14 protein-coding genes and 1 other annotated feature are annotated in these 15,605 nt (G+C 35.6%); of the genes, 7 read left to right on the top strand and 7 right to left on the bottom strand.

Annotation, left to right across the window (positions count from 1 at the left end):
• Positions 1 to 91 precede the first annotated feature (91 nt).
• Together ABC228_RS00340 and zapA are read right to left on the bottom strand one after the other, a co-directional pair.
• Positions 92 to 646 (bottom strand): CvpA family protein, encoded by a 555-nt coding sequence (locus ABC228_RS00340; RefSeq protein WP_345823099.1) that lies wholly within the window; start codon positions 644 to 646, stop codon positions 92 to 94.
• A gap of 7 nt (positions 647 to 653) precedes the next feature.
• Complete coding sequence (gene zapA / locus ABC228_RS00335) at positions 654 to 911, bottom strand: cell division protein ZapA (protein ID WP_345823098.1); 258 nt, start codon at positions 909 to 911, stop codon at positions 654 to 656.
• Positions 912 to 1,093: 182 nt separating this feature from the next.
• Here zapA and rnhC point away from each other — a divergent pair, with 182 nt between their 5' ends.
• Positions 1,094 to 2,029: a ribonuclease HIII gene (gene rnhC / locus ABC228_RS00330; protein ID WP_345823097.1), complete on the top strand. Its 936-nt coding sequence runs from the start codon at positions 1,094 to 1,096 to the stop codon at positions 2,027 to 2,029.
• Positions 2,030 to 2,268: 239 nt separating this feature from the next.
• Here rnhC and ABC228_RS00325 read toward each other — a convergent pair whose 3' ends face one another.
• The 5 genes from ABC228_RS00325 to ABC228_RS00305 form a co-directional block, all read right to left on the bottom strand.
• Complete coding sequence (locus tag ABC228_RS00325; RefSeq protein WP_345823096.1) at positions 2,269 to 3,831, bottom strand: AMP-binding protein; 1,563 nt, start codon at positions 3,829 to 3,831, stop codon at positions 2,269 to 2,271.
• A gap of 46 nt (positions 3,832 to 3,877) precedes the next feature.
• Positions 3,878 to 4,678 (bottom strand): SDR family NAD(P)-dependent oxidoreductase, encoded by an 801-nt coding sequence (locus ABC228_RS00320; RefSeq protein WP_345823095.1) that lies wholly within the window; start codon positions 4,676 to 4,678, stop codon positions 3,878 to 3,880.
• A 135-nt stretch (positions 4,679 to 4,813) separates the two neighbouring features.
• Entirely contained in the window at positions 4,814 to 7,240 is a 2,427-nt protein-coding gene (gene pheT / locus ABC228_RS00315) for a phenylalanine--tRNA ligase subunit beta (protein WP_345823094.1), read from the bottom strand.
• 14 nt (positions 7,241 to 7,254) lie between these two features.
• A complete protein-coding gene (gene pheS, locus ABC228_RS00310) occupies positions 7,255 to 8,289 on the bottom strand; it encodes a phenylalanine--tRNA ligase subunit alpha (protein ID WP_345823093.1) in 1,035 nt (344 codons plus the stop codon).
• Between the two features lie 161 nt (positions 8,290 to 8,450).
• Positions 8,451 to 8,685, bottom strand: a binding site (T-box leader).
• 51 nt (positions 8,686 to 8,736) lie between these two features.
• Positions 8,737 to 9,474 carry a TrmH family RNA methyltransferase gene (locus ABC228_RS00305; protein WP_345823092.1) on the bottom strand — a complete coding sequence of 246 codons (738 nt, stop codon included), beginning with the start codon at positions 9,472 to 9,474 and terminating at the stop codon, positions 8,737 to 8,739.
• Positions 9,475 to 9,637: 163 nt separating this feature from the next.
• On the opposite strand from ABC228_RS00305, the gene sspI reads away from it, so the two are divergent.
• From sspI to ABC228_RS00275, 6 genes are all read left to right on the top strand, one after another.
• Positions 9,638 to 9,859 carry a small acid-soluble spore protein SspI gene (gene sspI, locus ABC228_RS00300; protein ID WP_345823091.1) on the top strand — a complete coding sequence of 74 codons (222 nt, stop codon included), beginning with the start codon at positions 9,638 to 9,640 and terminating at the stop codon, positions 9,857 to 9,859.
• A 340-nt stretch (positions 9,860 to 10,199) separates the two neighbouring features.
• Positions 10,200 to 11,786 (top strand): DUF6583 family protein, encoded by a 1,587-nt coding sequence (locus ABC228_RS00295; protein WP_345823090.1) that lies wholly within the window; start codon positions 10,200 to 10,202, stop codon positions 11,784 to 11,786.
• 76 nt (positions 11,787 to 11,862) lie between these two features.
• The gene (locus ABC228_RS00290; protein WP_345823089.1) at positions 11,863 to 13,086 is read left to right on the top strand and encodes an ABC transporter permease; all 1,224 of its coding nucleotides are present in this window, start codon (positions 11,863 to 11,865) and stop codon (positions 13,084 to 13,086) included.
• On the top strand, positions 13,083 to 14,216 hold the full coding sequence (locus tag ABC228_RS00285) for an ABC transporter permease (RefSeq protein WP_345823088.1): 1,134 nt from the start codon (positions 13,083 to 13,085) through the stop codon (positions 14,214 to 14,216). The genes ABC228_RS00290 and ABC228_RS00285 overlap by 4 nt, the downstream gene beginning before the upstream one ends.
• Positions 14,209 to 14,880, top strand: coding sequence for an ABC transporter ATP-binding protein (locus ABC228_RS00280; RefSeq protein WP_345823087.1), 672 nt, complete (start codon positions 14,209 to 14,211; stop codon positions 14,878 to 14,880). Before ABC228_RS00285 ends, ABC228_RS00280 begins: the two co-directional genes overlap by 8 nt.
• A 53-nt stretch (positions 14,881 to 14,933) precedes the next feature.
• The gene (locus tag ABC228_RS00275; RefSeq protein WP_345823086.1) at positions 14,934 to 15,560 is read left to right on the top strand and encodes a lytic transglycosylase domain-containing protein; all 627 of its coding nucleotides are present in this window, start codon (positions 14,934 to 14,936) and stop codon (positions 15,558 to 15,560) included.
• The last annotated feature ends 45 nt before the right edge of the window (positions 15,561 to 15,605 follow it).

Here is a 15,605-nt window from a genome sequence, read left to right as displayed (position 1 = left end):
ATATATAAATAATGGCTAATTCATAGAAGGATTTATTCTTATTGTAACGACCATACAATAGTAATCCTAGTATTATGAATTAGCCATCTATTTATGAATTGATCATTGTAGCAATATGTGTGAACCAGAGATCTTTTATTTTTTCTGAGAAGTATGGTGTATTCTCTACAATGAATAATGCTATGTTCGAGTCATTAACCCATTCCTGGATTGTACCGACCGGTGTTAATACGATGATATAAAGAATGACAAAAAGTATTAAATATATCTCTAAAAAACCTAGTATTGCACCTAAAATTTTATTAATAGAATTTAAGATTGGTAATGACGCTAGAACATCGATCATAGAAGCGACAATCTGCAAGGCTATTTTCACAACAAAAAAGATAACAACAAAAGAGATAGCATTATAAAATGCACTCTCTAAAGGGAGTGCTTGCAAAAAATCCGCCCATAAGCTTTCATCAGTTAATTCTGGGTATGGTATCCATAAAGCTAGCTTTTCAGAGAGGCTATCATAATACGCTGAAGCAACGATAAAAGCCACAATAAAGCCAACTAAATGTACTGCTTGTAGTATAAGTCCCCTTTTAAGTCCGATAAGGAAACCAAAAATTAATAATAATATTAGTATAAAATCTACCATGTATCACTTATCCTCTTTCTTTTTTAATTGATCCTAGCAAAGCTGCATAGTCTTCCTTTAATTTCAAATAATCATTGGTTGAGTTAATTGCAGTTAACACAGCAAGACTAGCAGTATCAAGCTGCGGATTCATCTCTTGAATTTCTCTCATTTTTTGGTCAACAAGGCTTGCAACCAAGCGTACATGGGTTGCATCTTCCTCTCCAACTATGGTATATGATCTATTTCGAATCTCAACGGTTACCCGTGTTCTATCTTGGGCCACTAGTTTACCCTCCCACTAATTACTCGCATATACTAGTTTTAATAAGCCAGTCACATTTTTTACTATAGTTTATCTTAACACGAAGACAGACAATTGGGAAACTGTTCCTATATTATTTTTAAACATTTCTTTATCAGGAATAGTTTGCTATAGTCATATTTATAGAAAGGATTGACGCTTACATGTCTCAGAACGTATATGTATTTTCACTTGAAACAATTGAAAAAATGAAACAATATTATCATAAATCATTAACGACGACACCTCAAGGGGCGATTTTCAGAGCAAAAACATCTAATTCAGTAATTACTGCATATAAATCTGGTAAAGTATTGTTTCAAGGAAGCAAACCAGAAGTCGAAATGAAATTATGGACTGACAATACCACTATAGGAACAACGAAGACAGCACCTAAAAAACCAACTCAATCCACCAAATATTCACCACCGGAATCACTATTCTTATCTTCCCATATCGGTTCAGATGAAGCAGGAACTGGTGATTACTTCGGACCAATCACAGTTGCATGTGCATACATAGAGTCCTCCCAAATACCAATATTGAAGGAGCTAGGCGTTAAAGATTCTAAGAACCTAACGGATGACACCATTGGAAAGCTAGCGACAGAAATTGCTAAAATGCAGATTCCTTATTCCTTATTAATATTACATAATACGAAGTATAATAAATTACAAAAAAGAGGCTGGTCCCAGGGGAAGATGAAAGCTATGCTTCATCATCATGCCATCCAAAACCTATTGAAGAAAATTGGATCGATGGAGCTCGAAGGAATCTTGATTGATCAATTTTGTGAGCCAGGCATATATCAAAGACACATTGCTTCAGAAAAAGGCGTGCTTCCAGACAATACCTATTTTATGACAAAGGCTGAGAGCTATTCGATTGCAGTGGCAACAGGCTCGATTATTGCAAGAGCTAGCTTTGTAAGAGAGATGGATAAGCTATCAGCTCAAATAGGGATACCGTTAAATAAAGGAGCATCCAAGAAGGTTGATCTAACAATCGCTCGAATTATGAAGGAAAAAGGTGAAGAAATTCTTAATTCCTGTGCTAAAGTGCATTTTGCCAATACACAAAAGGCTAAAAATTACTTATAGAATAGAAAATGGCTCGGAGATCCCGAGCCATTTTCTATTCTCCTTTATATTTCCAATGCTTTTATTACTATTACTTTCTTATAATTAATTCCATTAGATAAAACTATAGTGAAATGATAAATGCCTCAAGAATAATGATAATAGTTCCCAGTATCATTAAATATCCTGTATCAGTTCCTTCCTTACTACTTAAAATTAGAAACAAAGCTATACTAATGACTAGTACGATAACAAATATACTAACGTATCTCCCCTACCATACTCTCTCCCTTAACACATGTTATCATTTCAACTATTTTTTTCTTGTCAGGCTTTCCTACAGCTGTGTAAGGTATATCGTCAATGATGTGTATCTTTTTAGGCATTTGAAATCTTGCGATACGTGGTTTTAACCATTTGGTGATATCTGATTCTGTTAGATTATCTGTTTGAATAAAGGCTTGCAATCTTTGACCATATTCTTTATCCTGAATCCCGATTACAACGACGTCTTCTATCTCAGGGTGAGTAATCAGGATTTGCTCCACTTCACTTGGGAAGACATTTACGCCTCCTGAGATAATCATCTCATCCACTCTTCCACATAAATAATAGTAACCATTTTTATCTTGATATCCTAAATCCCCAGTTCTAAGCCACTTATTTTTCTTCTTCCCTACTGACCATGAATTTTTGACGTATAGTTGACCTACCACACCAATAGGTACAGTATTCATTTGTTTATCTTTTAGGTCTAGTACTGCCCCAAAAACCTTTCTGCCTATAGTTTGTGATGAATAGCGTAAATCTCTTGGTGTGGCTATTACATTTAACCCTGTCTCCGAAGTACCATACAAGTTGTATAGAATATCTCCAAGCTTCGTTGTTGTTTCTTCTATTAGCACGGAATCCAGCAGTGCACCTCCAGAAGCTATACATCGTAATGAAGTTAGTTGCGGGTGGTTATATTGAAGCATGCGCTTTAGCATTAGCGGAACAACTGTTATGACTTCCACATGATGTTTTTGTACAATGGAGCATGCCTTCTCTGCTTCAAAACGATTTGTTAGAACACATTTTTTACCCAATGGAAATGACAGTAGTAAAATCGCTAACCCATAGCCATGAAAGATTGGTGTACCAATATAGATTGTATGATAGCTAGTCAATCTTAAACGTTTCAATAATGCCATAAATGGATTTAAATAATAGAAGAGTGATGGAGTATGAACAGCCTCCTTTGCCTTTCCAGTTGTTCCGCCTGTCTGAAGAATAATTCTTCCCTTTGACGATTTAGGCATTTTTTGTTGATTTACCCTTGGTTTCTCCTGATTAATAGCTTGCTTTGGATCAAGCTTAATTTTTTGATTTGTAAAATTAGACGCTTCTATTATCGCTTTAAACTCATCATCAAATATAATGGCATCATATTGATACCGTTTCACGAAATACTTTAACTGTTCCAGGCTCATCTCTGTATTCAAGGGATGTAAATCTGCTCCTATTCGTGATACTGCACATAGTGAAGAAATTAAAAACGTGTGGTTTCGACAAAGAATTGCGACCTTCATACCAGGCTGTAGGTGAAAATCATCATAAAACTTCGTAGCCATTCTATTTGAATATTGAAATAACTCCTTATATGTGAAGGTATGATAATCATCAACTATTGCTTCCTGAGGACCATGTCGCTTGGCTGCGATCTCTACTAATGTCATCAAATTAACGCCAGAGCGATAAAACCCACGTATTAGACTAATTAACCCAGACGGCGTTAATAACTTTAGCTTTACTAACACAGAAACTAGTAACATTATTTTCATCGTGATTTACCTCTTTTTAAATTTCTTTCTATTTCACTTTTTCCCATTAGGCTCTATAGAAGAAGGAGAAGAATTGACCAATAAATATCCACCATGGCTTCTTCCTCTTCTTTCTTGTGTACATTAATTTACACACAATAGTAGCAACATGAAGTGGTGACATAGCTGGCATGTTATGATATACAACAGTCGGCTCAATCATCGGGGTACGTACTAACGGCAAGTAGACCGAAGTTGTTGCAATCCCTCTTGCTTGTAATTCCGGTGATGCAGAACGTAACCACGTATCAAAGGCTAACTTGGAAGCCTGATATGCTGCAAAATTTGGAAATGGGTTTAATAACGCATTAACGGTCGAAATATTGATGATATGACCACGGCTTTTTTCAAGAATTGGGATGATTGACAAAAGTATCTGTACTGGTGCTTCATAATTAATAGACATTGTTCTAGAAAAATCATGAAATCGATCTAGTGAATCAAATATAGAACGCTTTATAGATAGACCTGCATTGTTTACAAATACGTCTATTCCAATAGAAAGCTGATTAAGATAAGACAAAAAGCCTTGTAATTCTTCGGCGTTTCGAAGATCTGCTTGGTAAATCATGACATCTGCCTTCTGCTGTTCCATCAATCTTTTTATGTTTTGAAGCTTATCCCATCTTCTCGCAACCAAAACCAAGTGACACTCTATGTTACCGAGCTGATAAACTAATTGCTCTCCTATCCCAGAGCTTGCACCTGTTATCAAAATGGTCTTATGTGCAAGCTTAGCACGAAGCTGCTTATCATTGATTATGGTCGGAGGAAATAAAATAGATTCAAGTATCGTATAGTTATACATCTTTTTTCAGACCTCCATCTTTAAGGAGTGCTAGTCATCCATTTTAGGATATCTTAACATAAATTAAAAATGAATTTTTAAATATCTTATAATTACAGCAAAAAAATACACACGATTGCTCGTGTGTATTCCTTCTTACGATCTTACATATGCATGGAACTTTTCATTAATTGCTTCGATAATTGCTTGATAAGATGCTTCAACTTCTTCATCAACCAAAGTCTTTTCAGGATCTTGATATAAAAGACTATAGGCAACAGACTTCTTGCCCTCTGGTAGGTTTTCTCCCTTGTACAAGTCAAATACTTGGACTTGTTTTACAAGCGGGGCTCCTAGTTCTTCAATGGTGTCTTTTACATCTCCTGCTTTCACTTTATTATCCAAAATAAATGCGATGTCCCTTGTAACAGAAGGATACCTTGGAATATAGGAATAACTCGGTTCGTGATGATGTGCTTCTAGCACTGCATCCATATTAAGGTCAAAAAGATAAGTTTCCTTTAAATCCAATTCTTTTTCAAGACGTGGATGTAGTTGACCCATAAAACCAATTACTTGATTATTTAAGGAAATCGATGCAGTTCGTCCTGGATGCATATCAGGAAGCTGCGTTTGTTTAATTGAAAGGTTTAACTCTAAATGCTCAAACAATCCTTCTACGATCCCTTTAACAACATAGAAATCGACCTTCTTACTTTCTTGCTGCCAAAGATGTTCCATCCAATTTCCAGTTATTACACCAGATAATCGTAATTTTTCCTCTGGTTGCTTTGTCAGCTCTTGTTCATTCGTTACAAAGATTGATCCAAGTTCATAATAAGCTAAGTTGACTTGATTTCTTGCGATGTTGTAACTAATGGTTTTAAGTAGCTCGGGAAGTATGCTTAAACGTAAATATTTGTGTTCCTCACTCATCGGCATTGCCAGTCCGATAGCCTCTGGATTAAGCTCTGAGATTTCAGGACTAATTAACTTATTAATAAAGGTATCGCTTGTTAGAGAATAAGTTCTATTTTCCATTAAGCCAACACCCTCTAGATATCCTTTAACCGCACGTTTAAGCTGCTGCGCCTTCGTCAAGCCCCCTGCTTGTGTTGATCCTGAAGGTAATGTGTACGGTAGGTTATCATATCCGTAGATTCGCGCGACTTCCTCTAGCATATCCTCGAAGATTGTAATATCTCCTCTACGAGTTGGAGCAAAGACTGTAAAGCTATCTCCTTTTTGTTCAAAGTTGAACTGTAATCGTTTCAAGATTTCTGCTATTTCATCGTTAGAAATAGCTGTACCAAGTCTATTGTTAATTGTATCTGTATCCATTTCGACAGTTTTTTCTGTACGATCTAAATTATCAAATTCAACAATTCCTTCTAATACCTTACCTCCTGCGTACTTCGTTAATAAGTGACAAGCACGTAATCCAGCATGTCTTACTCTACTTGGATCCACGCCTTTTTCAAATCTTGTGCTAGACTCACTACGAAGCCCGGTTGCTTTAACAGTCTTTCGAACTGATACCGAATTAAAGAATGCTGCTTCTAGCAGTATGTTTTTGGTTTGTTCGGTCACTTCCGTGTTTGATCCACCCATAACTCCTGCTAAAGCTACTGGTTCCTTACCATTTGTAATAACAAGATTGTCTTCTGTTAACGTACGTTCTACATTATCTAATGTAACAATCTGTTCATTTGATTTTGCTGAACGGACAACAATTTCTTTTGACTGAAGACGATCGTAGTCAAAAGCATGTAACGGTTGACCGTATTCCAACAACACATAATTTGTGATATCAACGACATTATTTATTGGGCGAATGCCTGCTGCAGTAAGATAATTACGCATCCAAAGTGGTGATGGCTTAATCTCAACATCCTGAATAATAAACGCTCCATAATAAGGATTTAAGTCTTCATCTTCCACTTTCACCTGAATATAATTCTCGGTTCTTTCTCCAATTGTGTCAATCGATTCACTAGGAAGGCTGACGGGCTTATTCAGAAGTGCACCAACTTCATAGGCTACACCTAGCATACTTAAGCAATCTGCGCGGTTTGGAGTCAAATCAAATTCTAACACTGCATCTGATAAATTTAATAGCGGCTCGACATTTTCGCCAATTTGAACATCCTCTGGAAAAACAAAGATACCTTCTGTAAATTCTTTTGGAACATATTTCTCTTCAATGCCAAGTTCTTGAAGAGAGCAAATCATACCATTGGACTCCACACCACGAAGTTTTACTTTTTTAATTTTGAAATTACCAGGTAAAACTGCTCCAGGTTTTGCTACAGCAACTTTTTGTCCCTGCCTTATATTAGGTGCACCACAAATAATCTGCAGGGTCTCATCTCCAACATTAACCTGACAAAGATTTAATTTATCTGCATCTGGATGCTTCTCACAGGATTCTACGTATCCTACGACAACATTTTCACTTTTTTCTGCAACATACTCGATATGATCTACTTCAATCCCAGACTTCGTTACTTTTTCCGCAAGTTCTTCTGGGGTAATTGACTCAACGTCTACATATTCTTTTAACCAGTTTAATGAAACTAACATTATTAAGTACCTCCTTACGCCTGATGGAATTGTTTTAGGAATCGACTATCATTTAAATAAAATTGTCGGATATCGTTAATACCATATTTCAACATCGCTATTCGTTCAGGACCCATCCCAAACGCGAATCCAGAATATACTTTTGGATCATAACCCGCCAATTCTAATACATTCGGATGGACCATTCCTGCTCCTAATATTTCAATCCAACCAGTACCTTTACATACTGAACAGCCTTCACCATCACAAACTTTACAAGAGATATCCATTTCAACAGAAGGCTCTGTAAACGGGAAGAAGCTAGGGCGTAGTCGAATACTGCGATCTTCACCAAACATTTTTTTCGCAAATACATCTAGAACACCTTTTAAATCACTCATTTTCACGTCTTTATCTACATATAGCCCTTCAATCTGCGTAAATTGGTGTGAGTGTGTTGCGTCATCCGTATCACGACGGTACACTTTTCCAGGACAAATCATTTTTACTGCTTTCTCACCCTTGTAGTTGCGCATTGTACGTGCCTGTACTGGTGATGTATGGGTTCTAAGTAATAATTCGTTGGTAATATAGAAGGAATCCTGCATATCTCTTGCTGGATGATCCTTCGGTAGATTCAATGCTTCAAAATTGAAATAGTCTGTTTCAACCTCTGGACCTTCTCGAACCTCATAGCCCATCCCAATAAACAAATCTTCAATCTCTTCTATTACTTTTGTTAATAGATGTGGACCACCAGCTTTAACGGGGCGCCCAGGTAACGTTACATCAATCGCCTCAGATTTCAACTTTTCTTCTAATGCGGCATTTTCAAGCACAACACTTTTTTCATCTATTGCTTTTGTGATGGCCTCTCTTACTTGGTTTGCGATTTCTCCAATAACAGGTCGCTCCTCGGGTGAAAGCTTACCCATACCACGCAGAACTCCTGTAAGAGAGCCTTTTTTTCCAAGATAAGAAACCTTAATAGCTTGTAGCTCTTTTATGTCTTTTACTGTTTCTACATTAGCAAGCGCATCTTGTTCAATAGCTTTTAATTCATCTCGCATGATAAAACCTCCTAAATTAACACAAATTTTCATTACTCGCCCTATGTATGCTCATAGTACGAATTGGATATTAACTGCCAGTTGACATTACCGCATAGAATTCCTTTCACACTTGAAGATTGATTCTTTTATAAAACAATAAAAAAAGCCTTCCATCCCTGATAAGGGACGAGGCTTTACTTCGCGGTACCACCCTTGTTGACACAACATCATATTGTGCCCAACTTAGCGTTAACATAACGGATACAATCCGGAACACCTTTACTTATCCAAAAGGTCCAAGTGTCAGCTCCAGAGTGAAAGATTAATCAGTTCATGATAGGAATGCTTTCAGTCATAGACATTCCTTCCCTGTAATCATGCTCATACTGCTAACCGCTCTTTCATAGCTTTTAACTATTTACATGTTAAATAAATTATAGAGAACGGAACCAAATATTGCAAGAATTATCCTTTAATATGATACATTAAAATACCTGCTGCTACGCTAACATTAAGGGATTCCGCTTTTCCATAGATTGGAATCTTTACAATCTCATCTGCAGTTTCAAGGAACTTCGCTTGAATACCTGCTCCTTCATTCCCTAGAATAAGCGCTACTTTTGAAGTGATTGTCAGTTTATGATAATCTTTTGAATTTGTTAAGGCACTTGCCCAGATACTAAACCCATCTTGTTTTAAAACCTGAATTCGATTTGTAAGATTTTCCTGTCTGACAGGAATGTGAAAAATAGAACCTTGTGTTGCTCGAACAACTTTATCATTGTATAAATCAACCGTTCCCTCTCCTAAGATTACTGCATCAAAACCCGCGGCATCTGCAGTCCGTATAATAGTGCCAAGGTTACCGGGATCCTGTATGCTATCAAGTAGAAGAATATAATCTCCAGTTACTTCTTGTTGACGTCTAAAACGAACCACAGCTGCGATACCTTGTGGCGTTTTCGTTTGTGAAATTTGTTGAAAGACGTTTTCTGTTACTTCAGTAACGGAACAGTTGATATTCCAATCTGGTAATATCGTTCCTTCTTGAAGGATAATCTCTTTTATTTCCCATTTACTTTGAATGGCCTCTTCTATTAAATGAAATCCTTCTATTAAGAAAGTCTCGGAGTTAATCCTTTCTTTGCGCATATGTAATTTCTTCCAATTTTTAACCTTTTCATTTTTAGCCGATGTTAACATATTTTTTCATTCCTTATTGTTTAATCTTACACCATCATACATATTTAAACCTTAACTGGTCAAACTATTCCTAGTTTCATCATGCAATTTGGAGAAATACTTTTGAACACATATGCAGATGGGAATTTAACCATTCTTATCCACAAGCAAAGGGGTGATTTTTTTGGATCTTAACTTACGAAAGGCAATCTTATCAAATATTGCTACTAATGACCAAAGTCAGTTAGAGGCGACAATTGTCGATGCAATTCAATCAGGCGAAGAAAAAATGCTTCCAGGGCTCGGAGTTCTTTTCGAACTAATTTGGAATCAATCAAATGAGCAAGAAAAACAAGAAATGATTGATGCATTAGAACAAGGAGTAAAAAGCGCCGTGTCCGGTTAACTCCAACAGAAGGTATCCTCGGGTGCCTTCTTTTTTTAATTTCAAAAATGATTCTATATACCTATACCGTTATTATTATTTTCAAATTTGACTTAATTACATCGTATTTTTCGTAAGTGGTTTAATATTATCATGTCTAAAGTCCTATTATTGCAACGAAAAATGTAGAGAGAAATAGGTCGTTTAAATCATTAGTAATTTCTAGCATTTGGAAAATTCCATTGACTCTTTCACTTCTTGGTGTTATACATTTTATGTGTTAATTATTTTTTTAGGTTATTTGCAGTACTACCTTTAATAAAATGTAATAGAGGTAGGTATATTTGAAAGGGGAATATAAATGGAAGAGAACAATCCTGAAGTTAAACTTAAAAAGAAAGGATTTAATAAGGTTATTGCAATTGTTATCGCAGCTGCAGTATTACTTGTCGGTGGAAGTGTTGCAGCATTTATCCTAATTGAAGACTCACCAAAAATACAATATTTTCTCTATGAAAAAAATACGATAGACATGTTTGCTGAGCAAGTTGAGAATCGATATGAGCCTGAATTAGAATGGGCTGAGAAATCACTTGATAATCCTACAGAAAATATTTATGAATTATCTGCAGAAGTAAATATGCCTATTCCAGGTGGTACAGGTCCGGTTACAGCGGACCAAATCATTAATAATTCAACTATTACGGTTACGACGAATATGGACCGTCAAGAAAAAGTAGCTTCTGCAAATATTGAAGGTAGTTTTGGCACTTTCGAGGTTGGCAACTTTAATGCGTACCTTACTTCCGAAAAAATGATGCTTGGCTTACCTTTCTTAAATGAAATACTTCAGCTCAAGGGAGATGACTTTGGAAAGCTATTACAACAAGTTGATCCCTACACTTTCACAGGTGAAGAGAAAATTGATTTCAATATGTTATTCGAGGGCAATATTCTACCAGAAAAAGATCTAGACTATTTAGAAGATGAATATGTAAAATCGATCTACAACGCTTTACCAGATGATGCATTTAAATCTGAGGATGAAACAGTAAAAATCGGTAACGAAAATGTTAATACTGAAAAAATCACTTTCCACTTAACTGAAGAACAATTAAAAGTTATTATAGCCGATACATTAAAGAAAATGGAAAAAGATGATCGTTTTAAAGAAATCTTACTTAACTATGTGCAAAGTCATGATACAGGCCCACTTGTATTTGGAGAGGATTCTGAATTAAATATTCAAGATGAATTCGAAGCGAATTATGATACAGCAATTAAAGATGCAATTGATGATATCAATGACTTTAAGATTCCAGATGGGTTAACATCAACCATCTGGGTAGAAGACGATATTATTGTTAAACGAGATTTTTCGATTGAAATGGGACCTTCTGATGATCAATTAGTTACTTTTTACGTAAAAGGTCTTATAAACTATTCAAATGTCGAGCAAACATTCGAATATGACTTCGGCATTATCGACCAAGGTGATGACCAATCAATTGCTGTTGATGGAACACTATCAAACGATGACGGTAAAACAAAGGATTCTATTACTCTATCCATTGGTAGCACAAAGTTAGTCTATGAATCTGATGAAACACTCAAAGATAGTAAGCGAGATTTTGAACGTGTCGTCTCATTTACTGATGAAACAGGGTATACCGTTGACGTTATTTGGTCTGGTAATGCAACGTACGATGGTGATCAAATGCAATCTGAGCATGAGCTAACAGTTGCAAGTGACGATATTATGCAGGATTTAGTCATCTTGTATCTCGATAAAGAATCGAAAGTTACAGATGGAGTGGAACTACCATCAGATGATAATATTAAAGATATTGGAAGCATGAATGTAGATGAGATTATGACATATTTTGAAACAGAAGTAACTCCACAATTTGAAGAATGGTTAATGGGAATTGTTGGTTTTGGATTATAAGCATAGCTGCTTGGATTTGAATAATACGATTCATCGTTAATCAGGCACATTATCTAGTATCAAAGAAGGTGGAAACATGTATTTCCTGAAGCTCGTGACTTTATTCACTACAAATAATTTTGTACAACTCAGGAGGAAGTGGCTATCACTTCCTCTTCTTTTGCTTTTTCCAATCGTATTAATGGGATTAATCGTATTTATTATTGTTCACTTTTTTTCAAATTTGGAAGATGAGCCATTGCAAATTGGACTAGTTGATTTAAATCAATCCACTGAGACGGAGATGATTGTTAGTTTACTAGAAGAGTCCTCTCAGTTAGGTGACTTTGTACAAATGAATCGAATGACAGAAAATGAAGCAACTCAAGATATAGCCCATGATGAGTTAGCTGCTTACATCCTATTTCCAGAGAAATTTACAACTAAACTATACAATGGACAATCTGTCGTCGTAACTGTGGTTGGAAATCCAAAGCGTCCAACGGAAAGCTATTTTATCAAAGAGTTAGTGGATAGCGCAGCTAGACATATCAGTTCTTCTCAAGCAAATATCCTGACCATTAATCATTACACTAAGCAATTAGAACTTGATTCTGAAACGAGAAACGAAATAATGTTGGAGCAGTTTAATGAATTTTTGCTGTACGCTATCGGAAAAGATAGTATTCTAGATCAAAATTTACGAACTAATAATGCTAGTTCTTCACCAAAGCAATATTTTGGATTGGCAGCAGGCTTTTTTATTTTGACGATATGGATAGTTACTATTCACCATATTTTATTTAAAGAAAGTTCCAGCTCCATCCAAAGAAGAATGACACTGTATGGTGTTACAGGTCTGCAACAAACAATTGCCAGATTAATTGTTACCTTCTTAATCACATTATTTTTAGGAGTGTTATTATTCATTGGGATCATCAAGATATTAAACTTTGACTTCAATTCTGACAATTACTGGAGATTGACTTGTTTAATTGTCTTATACAATCTTGGATTTCTCTTATTGTTAGCAGTAATCGATACAATAATTAAATCCTATAAAGTTCGACTACTCGTACAAATCTTCCTAACAATTGTTACATTATTTGCTAGTGGAGCACTCATACCAGAAATCTATTTTCCACTGTACATTCAGGACTATCTCTCTTTTCTGTTTTCCTATCAAGCATATAACTGGTTAGAGGAAATATTACTAAATGGACGTTTGTATGTGGACTTTATTCCTTTATTAATCACAACTGTTTCTGGATTCCTTTTTCTATTGGGAATCTCGTCCATTAAGGAGCGTGTACAATCATGACTAATATTCTTTACACTCGACTCCTCCTATGGAAAAAGAAATGGCTTTCAATGCTTATTTGGTTAGTACTGCCAATTGTAGGAACCTATTTCATTATTACCATAACAGACTCCTTGCAAGAGGATTCTAAAGTTCCTATTGGACTAGTAATAGAGGAGCAAACCGATATAGCTCTTCAGCTACTAAATTCTATACAAGAATCTGAGCTAGTCCGAGTTATCAAAACAACTGAAGAGGATGCGTTATATCGATTAGAAAAACATGAGCTTGATAGTGTATATATTATTCATGAGGGCTTTGAAGAAGCTATATTGAATGGGAAACGAAATAAACTATTGTCAAGCTATCGAACAGACCTTTCTTTTGCATACTCACCTGTAAAAGAGATGATTGTTTCGCTTGTCCAAGAAGATACCGGGCGTTCAAAAGCAGCACATTATATTATCCAATTAAATGAGCATTATCAAGGTGAGAATTCCTGGACCTGGGAAGATATAAGTGAAAAAAGTATTGAGATTCAACAGGATGAAAACTTACTATATACAGCTTTTCACTACAATGACTCTGCAGAATCCCCTACCGAAACTTCACTCATTTCGTGGAATACATGGGGACTATGGGCGATTTTAAGTGTAATTAGCACACTTTTTTTATCTGATTGGATCATTCGTGAGAAAGCCTTAGCAGTATCCACTCGCTTTTCATTTATCAAGCCATCACATTTCACTTATTTTGCCTTTACAATTTGTATATACATGGCACTATTTTTCTTATTTGATATTGCTAGCTTGACTATATTTTCAATTGTTTTGCAGGAAAAGGTCACAATTTACTTTTTGGTATCCTTACTAAGCTTTCGAATCATGTTAACCTTGTTAGCCTTTAGCCTTGCACATTCTTTTAAAAGCAGTGGCATGTATTATGGTATGGCGATTGTTATCACATTAATCGCTGCAACAATTAGTGGGGTAGTATTACCAGTAAATGGATTTATGCTAAAAGGTCCTTGGACCGAGATAATCAACCCACTTGATGCATTTCTAAATGAAAGAATGACAGTTTTATGGTTACTAATTAGTATGATACTTGTACTACTTATTCTCACGCGAAAGGAGCGGTCTAATGCTTAATGTAAAGTCCATTAGTAAGCAATATCATAAGCATGCTATTTTAAACAATATTTCCTTTCAAATAAAACCAGGTGAAATCGTTGGATTAATAGGAGAAAATGGCGCTGGAAAATCTACACTGCTTAAGATTATTGCCACTCTAGAACAAGCTTCTAGTGGCGATGTTGAGCTCTTTGAACAAGGCTATGCCAAAAATCGAAAAGCACTCAGAAAGTATATAGGCTATGTTCCACAGGATATTGCGATTTGGGAGGAGCTCACTGTCGCAGAAAACATGCTATTTTTTGAGAAACTGTCATTTCAATCTAAAAGTAGTGAAGAATTAAAGCAATTATGTCTTGATATGAATCTTCAAAAATGGAATGAGCCTGTAAAAACACTATCTGGTGGGATGAAGAGAAAATTAAATTTAGCAATTACACTAATTCATGAGCCTTCTATTTTATTATTGGATGAACCAACGGTAGGAATTGATTTAAAGTCCAAAAAGGAGATTGGCTCATATTTATTCAAACAAGCAAAAGAGAAGAATCGTATGATAATCTATACCTCACACGACATGGATGAAATTACAGAGTTGTGCGATCGTGCCATCTGCATTGGAGAGGATACCTTCTATCCAGAAATCTTGAAAAATACCGGAAAGGAAATAATTTCACTCTAGTAATTATTGGAGAATATAGTAAAATAGAATAGTGGATAAGGAGCGATTTAACAATGGATATTAAATACTTACAAATGCTCATGCAATACCAAGCAATGTCAATCATGAGTTCAAATAATGGTTCATTATCTAGCTATTCGCCAATGGTAGACATGGCTTTTAAACAAATACTAGAGAGTAAAATGAGTGTTCCCAATACTACTATGACAACAACTAATCAGACTTATTCAAGTTCGTTGCCCTATTCTTATATGAATACAATTAATTCTGGAATTGGACAAGCATCCACAGTAAAGGCATCAACTGATGAATATAATGATTTTATAGTGGAAGCTTCAAGCAAATATGGAGTAGATGAAAAATTAATTCATTCGGTCATCAGAACTGAATCAAATTATAATCAATTTGCTAAAAGCAGCGCTGGTGCTCAAGGCCTAATGCAATTAATGCCTACTACTGCTAGAGGACTCGGCGTTATAAATTCCTATGATGCACAACAAAATATTAATGGTGGTACAAAATATTTGCGCCAAATGCTAGATCGTTACAATGGTAATATTGAAATGGCTTTAGCTGCATACAATGCCGGTCCAGGTAATGTTGATAAATATCAAGGGATACCTCCATTTAAGGAAACTCAAAACTATGTTAAAAAAGTATTACAGAGCTACTTAGCATAAGCCAATCCGTATCGGATTGGCTTTATATGTATGATAAAACGATTT

Origin of the sequence: Ornithinibacillus xuwenensis (assembly GCF_039614845.1) — a bacterium.
Lineage (GTDB): Bacteria > Bacillota > Bacilli > Bacillales > Amphibacillaceae > Ornithinibacillus > Ornithinibacillus xuwenensis.
Note: the sequence above shows the minus strand (reverse complement) of the source record. Positions and strands in the feature narration are given on the sequence as shown.

Bases quoted from the DNA above. Each gene is read 5' to 3' on its own strand.
- ABC228_RS00340 (WP_345823099.1), bottom strand. From the start codon at position 646: ATGGTAGATTTTATACTAATATTATTATTAATTTTTGGTTTCCTTATC.
- rnhC (WP_345823097.1), top strand. From the start codon at position 1,094: ATGTCTCAGAACGTATATGTATTTTCACTTGAAACAATTGAAAAAATG.
- ABC228_RS00325 (WP_345823096.1), bottom strand. From the start codon at position 3,831: ATGAAAATAATGTTACTAGTTTCTGTGTTAGTAAAGCTAAAGTTATTA.
- ABC228_RS00320 (WP_345823095.1), bottom strand. From the start codon at position 4,678: ATGTATAACTATACGATACTTGAATCTATTTTATTTCCTCCGACCATA.
- pheT (WP_345823094.1), bottom strand. From the start codon at position 7,240: ATGTTAGTTTCATTAAACTGGTTAAAAGAATATGTAGACGTTGAGTCA.
- pheS (WP_345823093.1), bottom strand. From the start codon at position 8,289: ATGCGAGATGAATTAAAAGCTATTGAACAAGATGCGCTTGCTAATGTA.
- ABC228_RS00305 (WP_345823092.1), bottom strand. From the start codon at position 9,474: ATGTTAACATCGGCTAAAAATGAAAAGGTTAAAAATTGGAAGAAATTA.
- ABC228_RS00295 (WP_345823090.1), top strand. From the start codon at position 10,200: ATGGAAGAGAACAATCCTGAAGTTAAACTTAAAAAGAAAGGATTTAAT.
- ABC228_RS00290 (WP_345823089.1), top strand. From the start codon at position 11,863: ATGTATTTCCTGAAGCTCGTGACTTTATTCACTACAAATAATTTTGTA.
- ABC228_RS00285 (WP_345823088.1), top strand. From the start codon at position 13,083: ATGACTAATATTCTTTACACTCGACTCCTCCTATGGAAAAAGAAATGG.
- ABC228_RS00280 (WP_345823087.1), top strand. From the start codon at position 14,209: ATGCTTAATGTAAAGTCCATTAGTAAGCAATATCATAAGCATGCTATT.
- ABC228_RS00275 (WP_345823086.1), top strand. From the start codon at position 14,934: ATGGATATTAAATACTTACAAATGCTCATGCAATACCAAGCAATGTCA.